This is a genomic window from Marinimicrobium sp. C2-29 (assembly GCF_038419845.1).
Lineage (GTDB): Bacteria > Pseudomonadota > Gammaproteobacteria > Pseudomonadales > Cellvibrionaceae > Marinimicrobium.
Window position 1 is genome coordinate 17,084 of sequence record NZ_JBCAQT010000021.1, and the last position, 14,412, is coordinate 31,495.

General features: G+C 60.6%; 12 protein-coding genes. 2 read left to right on the plus strand and 10 right to left on the minus strand.

The features are described 5' to 3' along the window. Window positions 1–275: 275 nt before the first annotated feature. Window positions 276–1,682, minus strand: coding sequence for a nucleotide 5'-monophosphate nucleosidase PpnN (ppnN, locus tag AAE484_RS16645; RefSeq protein ID WP_341939561.1), 1,407 nt, complete (start codon window positions 1,680–1,682; stop codon window positions 276–278). Between the two features lie 151 nt (window positions 1,683–1,833). Here ppnN and AAE484_RS16650 point away from each other — a divergent pair, with 151 nt between their 5' ends. Beyond that, on the plus strand, window positions 1,834–2,496 hold the full coding sequence (locus AAE484_RS16650) for an alpha/beta hydrolase (protein WP_341939562.1): 663 nt from the start codon (window positions 1,834–1,836) through the stop codon (window positions 2,494–2,496). 7 nt (window positions 2,497–2,503) lie between these two features. Here AAE484_RS16650 and mgrA read toward each other — a convergent pair whose 3' ends face one another. The 7 genes from mgrA to AAE484_RS16685 form a co-directional block, all read right to left on the minus strand. Continuing rightward, a complete protein-coding gene (gene mgrA / locus AAE484_RS16655) occupies window positions 2,504–3,526 on the minus strand; it encodes an L-glyceraldehyde 3-phosphate reductase (RefSeq protein ID WP_341939563.1) in 1,023 nt (340 codons plus the stop codon). Window positions 3,527–3,671: 145 nt separating this feature from the next. Next, window positions 3,672–3,947, minus strand: coding sequence for a high-potential iron-sulfur protein (locus AAE484_RS16660; protein ID WP_341939564.1), 276 nt, complete (start codon window positions 3,945–3,947; stop codon window positions 3,672–3,674). A 167-nt stretch (window positions 3,948–4,114) separates the two neighbouring features. Beyond that, window positions 4,115–4,789, minus strand: coding sequence for a type 1 glutamine amidotransferase domain-containing protein (locus AAE484_RS16665; RefSeq protein ID WP_341939565.1), 675 nt, complete (start codon window positions 4,787–4,789; stop codon window positions 4,115–4,117). Window positions 4,790–4,854: 65 nt separating this feature from the next. Then, window positions 4,855–6,435 (minus strand): enolase C-terminal domain-like protein, encoded by a 1,581-nt coding sequence (locus AAE484_RS16670; RefSeq protein WP_341939566.1) that lies wholly within the window; start codon window positions 6,433–6,435, stop codon window positions 4,855–4,857. Between the two features lie 84 nt (window positions 6,436–6,519). Beyond that, the gene (dkgB, locus tag AAE484_RS16675; protein WP_341939567.1) at window positions 6,520–7,335 is read right to left on the minus strand and encodes a 2,5-didehydrogluconate reductase DkgB; all 816 of its coding nucleotides are present in this window, start codon (window positions 7,333–7,335) and stop codon (window positions 6,520–6,522) included. Between the two features lie 247 nt (window positions 7,336–7,582). Next, the gene (locus AAE484_RS16680; RefSeq protein WP_341939568.1) at window positions 7,583–9,028 is read right to left on the minus strand and encodes a phosphate ABC transporter substrate-binding/OmpA family protein; all 1,446 of its coding nucleotides are present in this window, start codon (window positions 9,026–9,028) and stop codon (window positions 7,583–7,585) included. A gap of 292 nt (window positions 9,029–9,320) precedes the next feature. Beyond that, window positions 9,321–9,692: a YajD family HNH nuclease gene (locus AAE484_RS16685; protein ID WP_341939569.1), complete on the minus strand. Its 372-nt coding sequence runs from the start codon at window positions 9,690–9,692 to the stop codon at window positions 9,321–9,323. A 214-nt stretch (window positions 9,693–9,906) separates the two neighbouring features. On the opposite strand from AAE484_RS16685, the gene AAE484_RS16690 reads away from it, so the two are divergent. After that, window positions 9,907–10,401 (plus strand): DUF4870 domain-containing protein, encoded by a 495-nt coding sequence (locus AAE484_RS16690; RefSeq protein ID WP_341939570.1) that lies wholly within the window; start codon window positions 9,907–9,909, stop codon window positions 10,399–10,401. Between the two features lie 9 nt (window positions 10,402–10,410). On the opposite strand, the gene AAE484_RS16695 is transcribed toward AAE484_RS16690, so the two are convergent. After that, window positions 10,411–11,640, minus strand: coding sequence for a sialidase family protein (locus tag AAE484_RS16695; RefSeq protein ID WP_341939571.1), 1,230 nt, complete (start codon window positions 11,638–11,640; stop codon window positions 10,411–10,413). Next, window positions 11,637–14,360, minus strand: a complete 2,724-nt coding sequence (locus AAE484_RS16700; RefSeq protein WP_341939572.1) for a pectate lyase family protein — start codon at window positions 14,358–14,360, stop codon at window positions 11,637–11,639. Before AAE484_RS16700 ends, AAE484_RS16695 begins: the two co-directional genes overlap by 4 nt. Window positions 14,361–14,412: the final 52 nt, after the last annotated feature.

The window sequence follows — 14,412 nt, forward strand, 5'->3', positions numbered from 1 at the left end:
CGTGATTGCCATCCCAACCCCATTCCGTATTCCTTCCTGAGCACCTCCTGTGCCCGACGGAGTTGGGTGCTTCCGTTGACCCTACCTGGTCGACCAGCACATCCTGTGTACCTCCCTGTTACTGTGTATTCTCCATAAGTCCCCGCTCGGGCAATAGTGGCAATAGTCGGCAATGTTTGTAGGAGATTGACTACAAAGCCTGTAGGAAACCGGGTGGTGTTCCTCTCTGAGCCCCGGCCTTACCCTCACTTCCTCACGCCGACAGAACCGCCCGCCTATACAATCTTGTAGCAGGGGTGATAGGTCTTGCCGGGCAGCTTCATCCGGTTCTGGGCCACAAAGGACGCGAGCAGCTCATCCACGGGTTTCATGATGGACGGGTCGCCGTGAATTTCGAAATGACCGTGCTGCTCGATGGCCCGGATTCCCTCGTCCTTGACGTTGCCGGCGACGATGCCGGAAAAAGCCCGCCTCAGGTTGGCGGCCAGATCGTGGGGCGCCTGGTTTTTGTGCAGCTCCAGAGCACTCATGTTGGCGTGAGTGGGCTGGAAGGGGCGCTGGAACTCCGGATTGATCTTCAGCTGCCAGTTGAAGTAGTAGGCATCGCCCGTGTGCCGGCGGAAGTCGCGCACATGCTGCATACCCTCCTGCATGGCCCGGGCCACCTGTGCCGGGTCGTCCACAATGATCTGATAGCGCTGCTGCGCCTCCTCGCCGAGGGTCGCACCGAGAAACTCGTTGATGCGCTCAAAATAGTCGGCCGAATCGGCGGGGCCGGTCAGGATGAGCGGGAAGGGGATGTCCCGGTTGTCCGGGTGCAGCAGTATGCCCAGCAGGTAGAAGATTTCCTCGGCCGTGCCGGCGCCGCCGGGGAAGACCACGATTCCGTGGCCGGTGCGCACAAAGGCCTCAAGACGCTTTTCGATGTCCGGCAGGATCGCCAGCTGGTTGACAATGGGATTGGGCGCTTCGGCGGCAATAATGCCGGGCTCGGTGATGCCCAGGTAGCGGCCCCCGGCAATGCGCTGCTTGGCGTGGCCGATCGTGGCCCCCTTCATGGGGCCTTTCATGGCGCCCGGGCCACAGCCGGTGCAGATGTCCAGCCCGCGCAGGCCCAGTTGGTAGCCCACATCCTTGGTGTAGTCGTATTCTTCGCGGCTGATGGAGTGGCCGCCCCAGCAGACCACCATGCGCGGTTCCACGCCCGAGAACAGAATGTCGGCATTGCGCAGCATGTGAAACACGGCGTCGGTGGTACCCTCGGGGGTGCTCAGATCAAATTTCGGGTTATGCTGGATTTCGGCGCTGGCATAGAGCACATCGCGCAGGACGGCGAACAGGTGTTCGCTGATACCGCGGATCATCTTGCCGTCGACAAAGGCGCTGGCCGGCGCGCCACGCACATCCAGTTTGATGCCGCGCTCTTCCTGCAACACCTTGATGGAAAAATCCTTGTACCGCTCGAGCAGTTCTTTGCCGTCGTCCAGGTAATTGCCGCTGTTCAGTACTGCCAGCGCACAGCTGCGAAAGAGGGTATAGAGGCCGCTCTGGCTGGCGTCGAGCAGTTTGGCCATCTCCACCTTCGACAGCACCTTCAGGGGCCCGACCGGCGAGACTACCGCATCAATGGTTGTGGTTGACTGACCGGCGCCGCCGCCCGTGTAATCGTGTATGTCTTTCATTGCTTGGGTCATCACTTATCCTGCTTCAGTTCGTCTCTTTCAGTGTAGCGTTATTCCCGAAGGTTGGGGTAGCTCTTGTTCTGTTGGCTCCAGCGGTTATTCCTGAAGCCTCCAGCGGTTATAATGGGCGTTTTTCGATTCGGGAGCTTTTATGGATTACCTGCCCGCTGTGGAAATCGAGCCCGAGGGCGAGGCTAACAGCAGCGTCATCTGGTTGCACGGCCTCGGGGCCGATGGCAACGACTTTGCGCCTCTGGTGCCGCAACTTTCTCTGCCCGAGGGCTGCCGGACCCGGTTCATTTTCCCGCACGCGCCCCGTATGCCGGTGACGGTCAACGGCGGGATGGTCATGCGCGCCTGGCATGACATTCTCGATATGTCGTTTGAGCGGCGCACGGTCAATGTCGATCAGTTGCGCGAGTCCGCCGGCCAGGTGCAGGCCCTGATCGACCGGGAGCGGGCCCGCGGCGTGGACAGTCGCCGTATTGTGGTGGCCGGTTTTTCCCAGGGGGGCGCGGTGGCGTATGAGGCGGCCCTGAGCTACGGAAAACCCCTGGCGGGCCTGTTGGTGCTCTCCAGCTATCTGGCCAACCAGGAGGTGCCGCGCGATCCGGCGAACCAGACCCTGCCCGTTTTGGTTCAACATGGGGTACGGGACCCGGTAGTGGCCGAGGTTCTGGGCCAGAGGGCGGCCGAGCAGCTCAAGGTCTGGGGGTATCCGGTGGAGTATGAGCGCTACCCGGTGGAGCACGGCGTCTGCCCCGAGCAGATTCCGGTGATCAGCCGCTGGCTGGGCCAGCGGCTCTCAGGCTAGCCAGCGGTTAGGCCGATGGTTTGAGTATCGCCTCGATGCGGGCCAGTTCCTCGGTCGAGAAGTCCGGATTGTCCAGCGCGGCCACAGAGTTCTCGATCTGCTCGGGGCGGCTGGCACCGATGATGGCACTGGTGACCGCCTCGTTGTTGAGCGTCCAGGCCAGCGCCATCTGGGCCAGAGACTGGCCGCGCGCCTGAGCGACGTCGTTCAGGGCTTTCACCTGCTCCAGCTGCTGCGCACTGATATCGCTCTCGCTGAAATAGATCTGCTCGCTACGGGCGGCCCTTGAGCCTTCGGGCACCCCGTTGAGGTACTTGTCGGTGAGCATGCCCTGGGACAGGGGCGAGAAGACGATGGCCCCCACACCTTCCTGCTTCAGCACATCAGTCAATCCGTCTTCAATCCACCGGTCCAGCATGTTGTAGCGGGGTTGGTGGATCATCAGCGGTGTTCCCAGTGATTTGAGTATGGCGATGGCCTCCCGGGTTTTCTCCGGGCTGTAGTTGGAAATACCGGCGTAGAGGGCGCGCCCGGAGCGGACGATGTAGTCCAGGGCTCCCATGGTTTCTTCCAGTGGGGTCTCGGGGTCCATGCAGTGGGAGTAAAAAATATCAAAATACTCCAATCCGGTGCGTTTCAGGCTCTGGTCGCAGCTGGCGACCAGATACTTGCGCGAACCGCCGATACCGTAGGGACCGGGCCACATGTCGTAACCGGCCTTGTTGGAGATGATCAGCTCGTCCCGGTAGGGCGCCAGATCCTGGCGGAAGACTTCGCCAAAGGTGGTCTCGGATGAGCCGTAGGGCGGGCCGTAGTTGTTGGCCAGGTCAAAGTGGGTGATGCCCAGGTCAAAGGCGCGCTGGATCATGGCGCGCGCGTTACTGAGTGAGTCGACACCGCCGAAGTTCTGCCACAGGCCCAGCGAGAGGGAGGGCAGACGCAGGCCGCTGCGGCCACAGCGCGGATAGCTCATGTCAGCGTAGCGTTGCGGGTTGGGGCGATAGATCGGGTTGGGTTCTGTTGTCAGCATGGGTTGTCTCTATTGTTTTGAGGTATGACCGAAGCGACAATGGTACCCAAAAATTGCATCGCCAGAAACCACGCCAACCCCTCAATAAAAAAAGGGCAGGGTAAAACCCTGCCCTTTTTTGTTGGTTTGCCGATGGATCGCTGTTTTAGCGCTCGGCCCAGACGTTACACCAACCGGAGGCTTTCACCTGTTTGTTGGGGAAGAGGTTACAGCCGACCCACTCGGACTCCAGGTCGCCCTTGGCGTGCACACAGTTATCACAGCGCTGGCCTTCCTTCTCGCTTTCTTCGACGTAGTTCAGCGCTTTGGCTTGTGGATCGTCGGGCGAGAGCTTTTCGTCCTGGGCATAGAGATTGTGCACTGGAATCAGCGCCGCACCGGTGGTGGCGGCTGAGAGCTTGAGAAAATCTCTGCGTTTCATGGTGTTTTCCTCATTTTTTTGGCGTTAATCACGGTTTGATTGCTTGTTGCACGGTTGATGGTGCTTTCTTTTTTGGCGTCGGTTGGCGTTCGCCGTCTTCCGATTGTGGTGAAAACTTTAACACAGTTTCCTCGGCGACCAAGCCCGCCCTGCAGGCGGGCGCGCTTTTACAGCAGTTTGAGCAGCGCGGCGGCCGATGCGGCGGAGGAGGGCGGATTCTGGCCGGTCACCAGTTTGTGGTCGGTCACCACGTGCTCCTGGAAGTCATCGGCCTTGGAGTACTGGCCGCCATGGTCCTTGAGTGTGTCCTCCACCAGAAACGGCACGACCTGGGTCAGCTGTACCGCCTCTTCCTCGGTGTTGCTGAAGCCGGTCACATGTTTGCCGCTGACCAGAGGCCGGCCATCGGGCTGCCTGGCGTGGCGCAGTACGCCCGGCGCGTGGCAGACCAGGCCCAGAGGCTTGTCGTGCTCGTAACAGTATTCAATCAGCTTGATTGAGGCGGGGTCTTCGGCCAGGTCCCACAGTGGGCCATGGCCCCCGGGGTAGAAGATGGCATCGTACTCATCCGGCTTGATCTCCGTCAGTCTGACGGTGCTGGCGAGCAGCTTCTGGGCGTCGGAGTCGTCCCGAAAGCGCTCGGTGTCAGGGGTCTGGGCGTCCGGAGAGTCGCTCACCGGGTCCAGCGGAGGCTGGCCACCTTTGGGCGTGGCCAGGGTGACCTCCGCGCCTGCGTCGACGAACCGGTAATAGGGGGCGGCAAACTCCTCCAGCCAGAAGCCGGTTTTTTTGCCGGTATCACCCAGTTGGTCGTGTGACGTGAGAACCATCAATATCTTCATGTATCACTCCTGTTGCCGGTTACAGTGTTGGGCAGCGATCGGTCGATCGAGTTCACCCAGCACCTTCACTCGGATTGCATAAACTTACGTGCCAGTCTGGCAAAGTGATCACTGGCCTGCCAGGCATCGCCGCCGGGCAGGGTGTAATCCTGCTTGCCCCGGGCGGTGTAATCCACGCCCACGCCAGGCTCGCGGGACATCTGGTAGTAGCCCTGGTCGATGATGGCGGGGTTGGTAAAGACCCCCTCGTGCACACTGCGCTCCTCTTCGGCCACGTACTCCAGGATGTCCGGCACTCCCGCCCGATTGTCGGGCCCGAACAGCGCCTGTTTGAGGGCCTGGACGTTGCGCATTCCCTCACACAGACCAATGCCACCGGTATGGGGGCAGATGCGCACGTCCCGGCCCTCTTCCCGGGCCTTCTGGGCCAGCAGCAGTATGGCGAGATTGTCGCCGATGCCACCGACACGGGCGTAGTCCATCTGGATCACATCGATGGCGTATTTTTCCCGGCTCTGCCCGCCCAGCGCCGGGGCGTGCAGCAGGTCTTTGAAGGTGATGGGCGAGGCGCCGTGCTCGCCGGTGGAAATCGGGACCCGTAACGGCGGATCATAGTCGGCGAAGGCCCGGTTCAGCGCCTGCTGGAGCTCCACATGGGCCATGGCGCTGTGCTGGTTGCAGGGCTCTTCGAACCACTCGATCTGGTACTCGGGGCTGGTCTCGTAGAGTTTCAGGGCCAGCTGGTGGGCGAAAATGAAGGCCGACCGGGTATCGAACACCTGGTTGCTGTCCACCGCCACTTTCATTTTCTGCGCACGCGGGTCTTCCCGCTCGATGGTCTGGTACACCAGAATCATGCGCTCGGCGTCCTCATTGGCCGCCTGCAGGGCAATCCGGTCGATATCTTCGCGGGTGAGCACCTTTTGGGCCTCGTCCGCCTGCATGCGGGCGGCGGTGTAGCTGGCGCCCACCTTGATCTTGATCTGGGGCCAGCCGGATTGGAGCATTTTGCGGGTCTGGTCGACCAGCCCCTCATTGCTGATGCCGCTCCAGCCCGCGGTGTTGTAGGCCAGCAACCCCTGCTGGTAGATCTGCTGAATGCGCTCCTGTTTGCCTTCCTGCGCCTGCTGCAGCATGTTCAGGGCCTGCTCTGGGCTCAGAACATCGCCGATGGGCTCAAAGTCGATGAATTCGAGCAGTTCCTCTGGACTCATGTCGGCCATCAGTTGCCAGGCGGGTACCTGCTGGATCTTGGCGGTCAGGTCCCAGAGGGCGTTGGCGACCGCGCCGATGGCCATGCGGGAGACGCCCACACCGCCCAGCCAGCTGTAATCGGAGTCCTGCAGCATGTGCTTGCAGAAACGTCCCAGATTGCCGTCCAAGTGCAGTTTATTCGGCTCCGGTAGCCAGTCTTCCATCAGCAGGTAGCGGTTGGCCACATCCCGGGTCACCGCACACATCTCTTTCAGGCCGTGGCCGTTGGTAAAAATGATGCTGGTACCGCGCAAGTCGGGGTGGTCGGTCAGTATTTCCAGCACCGCGTTGGCGTAGGTCGGGCCGCCCTGGGCAATATTGCGGGCATCGCCGCCAAAGCCGGTGGGTGGGGCGCCGATGGGTTGAACGTCGATGGCCGTTATGGCAACCATGCTCTCGGTCTCCTCTCGGGTTGATGGGAGGCGGCTGATTGGTTTTGTGGTGTGCCGCCTCCCGAAAGTATAGCTCGGTCTTTCTTAGACGTCCCACTCGGGGGCGAAGTCCGGGTTCGCAATCCGCTCGCCCGCATCCAGAGCGTCGATTCTGGCAATCTCTTCGGCGCTCAGACGCAGGTCCCGAGCCGCCAGGTTGGCCTTCTGGTGCTCCGGCTTGGTCGAAGAGGGAATGACCACGATGTCCTGCTGGGCCACCCACGCCAAAGCGATCTGGGCGGGGGTGACCTCATGCGCCTTGGCGATTTCCTGCAGCACCGGGTCTTTCATGACTTTGCCCACGGCCAGGGGCATGTAGCCGGTGACCTGCAGGCCCTTGTCCTGGCAGTGTTTCACCACCTTTTTATTGGCCAGATAGGGGTGTACTTCAATCTGGTTGGTCACGATATGCTCGCCACCCGGTACCTGCAGGGCTTCGTTCACCTGCGCGATGGTGAAGTTGGAAATGCCGATGTGTTTGGTAAGGCCCTGTTTGCGGGCTTCATTCAAAGCGCCAATGTAGTCCTCCATGGGCACTTCATTGCCGGGGGAAGGCCAGTGGATCAGCGTCAGGTCGACATGATCCATGCCGAGCTTTTTCAGGCTCTCTTTCAGGCTTTCGATGGGCTGATCGCCAGCGAGTGAGCCATGCCATATCTTGGTGGTGACAAAGATCTCCTCGCGTGGCACGCCGCTTTCCTTGATCGCCTGGCCGACCTCGGCTTCGTTTTCATACATTTGGGCGGTGTCAATGTGACGGTAGCCCAGTGACAACGCGGATTTGACCGACTCAATGACGTCCTGGCCCTTGAGGCGGAAGGTGCCGAGACCAATGGGGGGAATGACGTGTTGCTGGGTCATAAGAGCATCTCCTTAACGGGGTTTCAAAATGAACCTACTGGTGTATAGGTGGCGCTCGCCGCCTCGATTTCAACCGTCTGGAGGTGTTTGGGTGTTCCGTGAGTGTAAAGTTAAGGTAAGGGTTGGTGTAGGGTAAGATGACTGAATAAGCAGATTTGAGCAATTAAGGGGGGGGGAGGCGGTTTCTGAGAGGGGCATCAATGCTGGAAGAAGACCATCCGGCATTGATGCACAATGCTCGGATAGTCTACTTTTTATGCTGTGGCCAGACTCCGGAGACCGCTCCAGGGTTGATCAATTCGCGCGCTTTCATCAATTCCGCTTTGGCGCCATTGACGGCGGTGGACGCCGCTGGATCAAACAACCAGACTTCAACTCGCTGATTCTTGATCCGTCCAGCCTCGCGGTCGTCCGCCACCGGCAGGCCATCACCAAAGCCCACTATTGAAGCGGCGTGGATCTCGTGCTCACGCAAGGCAGATTTCACACGCAAGGCCCGCATTTGAGACAAGACCAGCGCACGCTGCTCGGACTGCTGGGCATCACCGAAACCGATCAGCTGCAACTGACGGTCCCGGTTTGCCGGCTGACTCATAAACTGTTGCAGTCGTTCGATATCCCAAAGAGCCTTGTTGTCGAGTCGTGAACTGCCGGAGTCGAAGCGAAAATTGATGGACAACCGCTCCCCATGGCGAACCAAGTCACTATAGGCCGGGGGCGCATCTGGGTGGATGGCGGGTTTCAGACTGACCGGATTCTGGGACACAAAGCCCACCTCCGCGACCCGTCGCTGACCGGTGGCGCTCTGCGCAAACTCGATAAACTCCCGCACTAGTGGCGGCGTCTGGCCAGGTAAGGTGTACAGAAAAAGGCGCCGGGACAGAGCGTAATCCTCGGTGGCCACGTAGAGCGGCTCCGGACCCAGAGGGCTGATGCCATCTTGGGACACGTCCACTGCCTTGGCGCGTCGCACTGAGGCCAGACCCACAAAGCCGATGGCATCCGGATCGGCCGACACCGAGTCGGACAGTCGGTCATTGGACTCGAACCGGCGAGCATGCGCATCCAATGAGTAATCTCCCTGAAGCACCATGCTCTTGAAACTGTCCCATGTGCCTGACTTGTTGTCCCGGGCATAAAGGCTGATCGGCCGATTGGGCCCTCCCAGTTCGCTCCAGTTGCGAATCTCGCCGGAGAATAACCGGGCAATGTCGTTGACTGTCAGTGCATTCAGCGGGTTACTGGGATGGACGATCACCGCCAGGCCGTCTATGGCCACGACATGCTCGGCGTCAAAGTGGCGCATGGGACCGAAGTCCGCCAATAGCTCTTGCTCGGAGGGTTTGATCGGACGCGAAGCCATGGCTATTTGCGCCTCGCCGGAGGCGAGGCCACGCATCCCGGTACCGGATCCGTGCGCCGCCACGTCGACGTACACGGGATTGTTGGCGACCCGGCCCTCCACCCGATATTCATTGGCCTCTGCACGGGCGCGGATGCTGACGTCTTGTGCGCCCTTGGCAATGAGATAATCTTCAACAAGTTCGGGTGCCAGGCTGGCTCCGATGGTGTTGGACCCATGCAGGCTGAACAAGCGGCCACTTTCCCCGGAGGCGAACGGTACCGTATCGGCTTCGACGCCAATGGCCAATAACCAGACCGACACGACCCATGTCAAACTACGCAGTCTCATAAACGGACTCCCTTGAGGTTCAGGCGCGAAAGCTTAGAGGTTATTTGTTACCAACCTGTGACGGTGGATGACCAAAACGCATTCACCATTACCTGAGGGTTGACCGATTCGAGGCGGGTTCGATAAGTGACTCAGAGGATAAGGGGGTCGAAGGCGCAGCGCGCGCCTCCGGGTGAGAGACGGAGTCGCGTCATGCGGATCCCGCACGAGACGTGGTAATCCAGTGGTGATTGCGCGCCAGGCTGGGTGACGGCTCCGGCGGCTTATGCCGAATGGGGGCGAGCGCTTTTCGCTATTCCTTCCCGCCCATCATGCTTTTCAGGTCGGCGAACGGGTTGTGGGTAGCGGCCGGCCGCTCGGTTTCCGAGGTGCTGCCGTAGCGGACGAAATTGGAGAACTTTTCGTGCTCCTCGTCGTGGCAGTAAATGCAGAGTAGCTCCCAGTTGCTGCCGTCTGAAGGGTTGTAGTCATGATCGTGATTTACATGGTGCACGGTCAGTTCGCGCAGGTTGGCCCGGGTGAACTCCCGGGCACAGCGCCCGCAGATCCAGGGGTACAGCTTGAGAGCCTGCTCCCGATAGCCCTTTTCCCGTTTGGCGATGTATTCGCGTTGCTCGGCCAGAACCCGGTCGAGTTTGCTGCCTGTCGATGTGTCGGAAGCCATGGTCTGTCCTGTTTTTACAGTGGTTTTAAGAGGCTATCTCACTCCAGTTTTGTCCGAGAATCAAGCCCCCCTTCTGGCCGGGATACTTGAGGGTGTTTTGTCGGCAAATGGCACCAGGGAATCCCGGTCTGCCCGCGAATCTGAAATGATTGGCCCGACACGCATAGAGCTTTATACTGGTGGCTTCCAATAACCAATACAGAGGGATGATGCGATGGACCTGGATCAAATCGAAAAGCTGGCGGAGCTGCGGGAGAAGGGACTGATCAGCGAGGAAGAGTACGCCACGGCCAAGGCCCGAATTCTGCGCTCGGGCGAAGCGCAAAGTCCCGCCAGAGTGGCGGGCGACATGGACAACCGCACTTACAGCATGCTGCTGCATTTTTCGCAGTTCTGCAATTTTATCATTCCCTTTTTCGGTTTGATCGTGCCGGTGGCGCTGTGGCTCACTCGCCGCGACGATCCCTACGTGGATCAGCAGGGGCGGGTGGTGATGAACTGGATTCTGAGTTCCCTCATCTATTTCGTGATTTGCCTGGTGCTGATGCTCGTTGTCATTGGCGTTTTTCTGCTGATTGGGCTGGGGATCCTCTCCATTGTGTTTACAGTGATGGGCGCGGTTCGGGCCAAGGACGGGGTGATTCGGGAATACCCCCTGAGCATTCCCTTTTTCTCCGTGACGCCCAACCTGGCGGATGGATCTGACTGAACCGCCGGGCTATCGCCGTTCCAGTGCCGACAGAGGAATCCGCGTCAGCTCAATATCCTCCTTGTTGGTGGCGTAGGTGATGTAGAGGTATCGGTCTCCGACGTAGCTCTTGGGATAACTGTAGCCTGCGCGTTTGTAACGACCGTTGAATCGCTGCGGTTGAAGATCGGAACCGCCGGCCCGTACCCGATAGGCCCGGTCGAAGGCATGTCCATTCTCGCTGGTGGTGATGGCCAGCGGAATGCGCGTTTTGCTACCACTGGGGTTGTTGACAATAAAGGCGGTGCCATCGGGCAGGTTGCCCGCGCTCTGCTTGGAGCGCGAGTCGTGTAGCCCGGTGATGACCGGTTGGCTCCAGGTTTCACCCCGATCATGACTGACCGAAGCGAGCACGCGAAAACTCCCCGCCTGATCGCGAAAGGTCATCACCACGGCGCCGTCCTCGCGTATGAACCAGCTGGGTTCCAGCTCGCGACTCATTTCGGGCTTGTGCTCGAGGTTCGGCATTTCCCCCGGGGTCCAGCCGCTCAGCCCTGAAGGGTCATCCGTATGGTAGGGCTTGGCGATCAGTCCGGGCTGGACGTGCACGGCCGTCAGTAAACGCTTGTCATCCAGCCGACGCACATCCTGTTCGATGATTCCGTCCAGGGCGGCGCCGCTGGCGGTGGTCACCCGTCTGGGTTCGCTCCAGTGTTGGCCATCCTGGCTGGTCACGTATTCGACATGGCCACCGCGTGGCTCGAGCTCTTTGGGCCAGACATTCAGGTAAGCGACCAGGGTATCGCCGTCGGTCCACCAGCCGCCGTTGGTCACCACCGCCTCCGGGCGTGGTTCTGCCAGAACAGCCGGGTCGCTCCAGCGCTCACCGGTATCACTGGTGGCGTAGCGCACCTCGGTCTCGGGGGCATCTTCATCCTGTATCGAACTCTGCCACTGCACATACAGCCGGCCCTGAAACACCGTCAGGACCGCGCCGTGATTGTATTGGTAGCTGTTCTCTTCCGCCCGATAGACGGTAACGGTCTCTGCCCCGGGAGCCGGCGGCAGTCCGAGGGTGTCCGGCTGCTCCCGGTCAAACAGCTCCTCCTCGACGCTGAAGGGAATTGCCGGGTCGGGAGCCCGGTCGGGAGCTGACGCGCACCCGGAGAAAACCAGAGCGGCCAGCAGTGTCAGCGCGGACTGAATCGAACTCGAGCGGATGCGGCAGGCCGGAGAGGCCTGCCGGATGGTGGCATTCAAGCCCGTGTCCTTCCTTGACGCCGCAGCCAGCTCAGGCCGAGCAACAATGACAGCAGGCCGAAGGGCACGCTGCCTCCGCCGCCGTTGCCGCCACTGCCTTCATCACCGGTGTTGTTGTCATCGTCTGAGCCGCTGTCGCTGCTCGAGCTTGAACTGGAGCTGCTGGATGATGAAGGTTCTTCCGGTGGCAGAACGCTGGTGGGGAAGTGGCCCTCAGCCGGAGCCCTGTCACAGAAACCGGCCGGGTCCGAATCGACAAAGACCGCGATTTTCCGGGTCATGCTGTCGCCGGCACTGTCACTGGCGGTCAGATCGAAAGAAGCCAGCCCGCACTCATTCGGAGTGAATTGCGCGCTATCGCCATCGAGGCTGACGCTGCCATTGATCGTGTTGGAGACGGCGTACTCGGGCCCGTCGGTGTAGCCGCGGAACAGCTCGGACAGGCTCAGGCTCAGCGTCTCCTCGTGCGCCAGCGGGTAGTGCGGCATGGATTTCCACTGCAGGTAACGGTCGAGCTGAGTGTAGCCATCGCCGTCGTCATCGTTGTTGGCATCGTCAAAGGCCTCCCCGGCGGACATCGGATCGAGGCCGTACAGTTTCTCCCACCAGTCGGGCAGGCCATCGTCATCGCTGTCGTGGCTGTCAGCGCGGTAGACTTCGGGGTAGTCTTCGTAGCCGCCGACGTCGTCTTGATGATCGGGCAGACCTGGCAGACCGGTATAGCTGCCCCGATAGGTGAAGGTGCCCTGAAGCGTTTCATCGATGACCCGAAGGTCCTGATCATCCTGTACCGGTTGAGTCGCGCCCACATCCGAGAGCACATTTTTATAGGCCTGCTCGGCGCTGTGAATGGTGGCGAAAGAGGGGAAAAAAGGCTCGTCTACCCAGGCGGAATAACCGTCGGGTGAACCCGCGACGCTGCGGCCGGCCGTCTGGTTTTCTTCGTCGAAATGCCCCGGCATGACATTGCCGGCAAAGTAGTATTGCTGGGTGCCCGGGAAGTTTTCGTACTGGGCATTCAACGCGTGGAACTCCGTCGTGGCTGCGCCGGGCTTGTAGTAGTTGTTCACGAAGTTGACTTCGTGCGCACCGCCATCGGTGGTGCGTGAGCGCCAGTTGTAAACCACGTTATTGAAAATATCCAGCCGCCCGGCGAACTCGCCGTTGCCATCCAGACCACCGGCCAGCGACCAGTTGCGCCCTTCATTGTGGGCCAGCAGGTTGTGGTGGAAACTGCCGATGTCGCCGCTGATACTGGCCGCGTAACCATGGCCTGAGCCTTCCGGGTAGTTTTTGTGGCCGGCGACATTCAGGGCCTCGGCAATCAGTGTGCGCTGGAGGGTAATGTTTTTGCCGCTGCGCGAGGAGAAGGCCTCATCGATGGTCCAGCTGATGGAGCTGTGATCCACAATGGAATGATCGCTGCCGGCCATGCCAATACCGTCAAAGGTTCGACCGGCCCCGAGGCGCACCCGGATGTGTTGCATCACCACATCATTAGCGCCGCTGAGCCCGAAGGGCGCGCCGCGCACGACGATGCCCTTGCCCGGCGCGGTCTGGCCGGCCACGGTCACAAACGAATCGCTCAGGGTCAGGCGCTCCTCCAGGGTGATGATCCCGGATACATCAAAGATGATGGTGCGCGGCCCTTCGTGTTCGGTCACCGCTTCGCGCAGGCTGCCCGGGCCGCTGTCGTTGAGGTTGGTGACTTTCACCACCTGACCGCCGCGCCCGCCGATGGCAAAGCGCCCGTAGCCCTCAGCCTCGGGAAAGGCCAGTTGCCGCGGGCGAAAGGACCAGACATTGCCCTCGGTGAGGGTGCCATCGGCGCCCACCTGATCCACCCGCCAAAAATACTGCTGGCGGCTGTACAACTCGTCCACCTCAAAGTGGGTGTCGGTCTGATTGCCCTGGAACGCCTCCGAGGTACCATTGCGGACATTATCTTCATCGGTGTCGAAGTACACCTCGTGGGCTACCGCCCCCGGTGCGGCGTCCCAGCGCAGGGTCACCTGACCACTGTCGGCGTTGGCATGCCAGTCGCCATCGCCCGGCACGGGCGCGGTGGCCTGGTTGGCGGCATTGGGGGTGTTCAGCTCGAAAGCGTTGATCACGACGTTATTGTTTGAAGCACCGGCTGAGACGTCGGCTTCGAACAGCACTTCGACTTCCCCGCCGTCGCTGTCGAATGTCAGATAGGCGGCCTGGGCATCCCTTGTGGCGAGAGCCCGGGTGGAGGGCGCCAGGGCGTCGACGGCCAGGGTCCCATTGACGGAGATGTCCACCGGGGCGAAGGTCTGCGTTTCAGGGTTGTCCAGGCTGTTGAGATAAACCAGCAGGGTATGCTCACCGGCCGGCAGATTCGTCAGGGTCATCAGGATGGCGGCGCCCGCTTCGCCACCGTCGACGGTAATGCCGTCACTGACCAGCCGGGCATAGGCCGGGGCATCAAAGCCGGCTTTGAACCAGTGGGACTTCAGGCTCGAGCCTTCAGATCCCTGGCGGGTGAAGGTGACCGTCACCTGGTCAAAGGTATCGCTCACGGTATTGGCCGAGACCACGGGCCAGGGCACATAGCCCGGCTCATTGACCTCGGATTCGGGGCGGTTGACCATGTCCAGGTCAGCTTTCACAACGGGGGCCTGCGCGCAGGCTTCATGGGCCAGACACGCGAGTACAGCTGGGCCCACCAAACGGCGAGCCAGGTCTTTAATGGTCATAACGTCCACCAGTCTTTATTTATAGTTGGGCGGATCACCGTGTCGTTATGCA

What these genes read in the sequence shown, in the direction of transcription:
- AAE484_RS16685 (WP_341939569.1), bottom strand. Translation starts at nt 9,692, where the DNA reads ATGGCTTCCGACACATCGACAGGCAGCAAACTCGACCGGGTTCTGGCC.
- mgrA (WP_341939563.1), bottom strand. Translation starts at nt 3,526, where the DNA reads ATGCTGACAACAGAACCCAACCCGATCTATCGCCCCAACCCGCAACGC.
- AAE484_RS16650 (WP_341939562.1), top strand. Translation starts at nt 1,834, where the DNA reads ATGGATTACCTGCCCGCTGTGGAAATCGAGCCCGAGGGCGAGGCTAAC.
- dkgB (WP_341939567.1), bottom strand. Translation starts at nt 7,335, where the DNA reads ATGACCCAGCAACACGTCATTCCCCCCATTGGTCTCGGCACCTTCCGC.
- AAE484_RS16660 (WP_341939564.1), bottom strand. Translation starts at nt 3,947, where the DNA reads ATGAAACGCAGAGATTTTCTCAAGCTCTCAGCCGCCACCACCGGTGCG.
- AAE484_RS16680 (WP_341939568.1), bottom strand. Translation starts at nt 9,028, where the DNA reads ATGAGACTGCGTAGTTTGACATGGGTCGTGTCGGTCTGGTTATTGGCC.
- AAE484_RS16665 (WP_341939565.1), bottom strand. Translation starts at nt 4,789, where the DNA reads ATGAAGATATTGATGGTTCTCACGTCACACGACCAACTGGGTGATACC.
- AAE484_RS16670 (WP_341939566.1), bottom strand. Translation starts at nt 6,435, where the DNA reads ATGGTTGCCATAACGGCCATCGACGTTCAACCCATCGGCGCCCCACCC.
- ppnN (WP_341939561.1), bottom strand. Translation starts at nt 1,682, where the DNA reads ATGAAAGACATACACGATTACACGGGCGGCGGCGCCGGTCAGTCAACC.
- AAE484_RS16700 (WP_341939572.1), bottom strand. Translation starts at nt 14,360, where the DNA reads ATGACCATTAAAGACCTGGCTCGCCGTTTGGTGGGCCCAGCTGTACTC.
- AAE484_RS16690 (WP_341939570.1), top strand. Translation starts at nt 9,907, where the DNA reads ATGGACCTGGATCAAATCGAAAAGCTGGCGGAGCTGCGGGAGAAGGGA.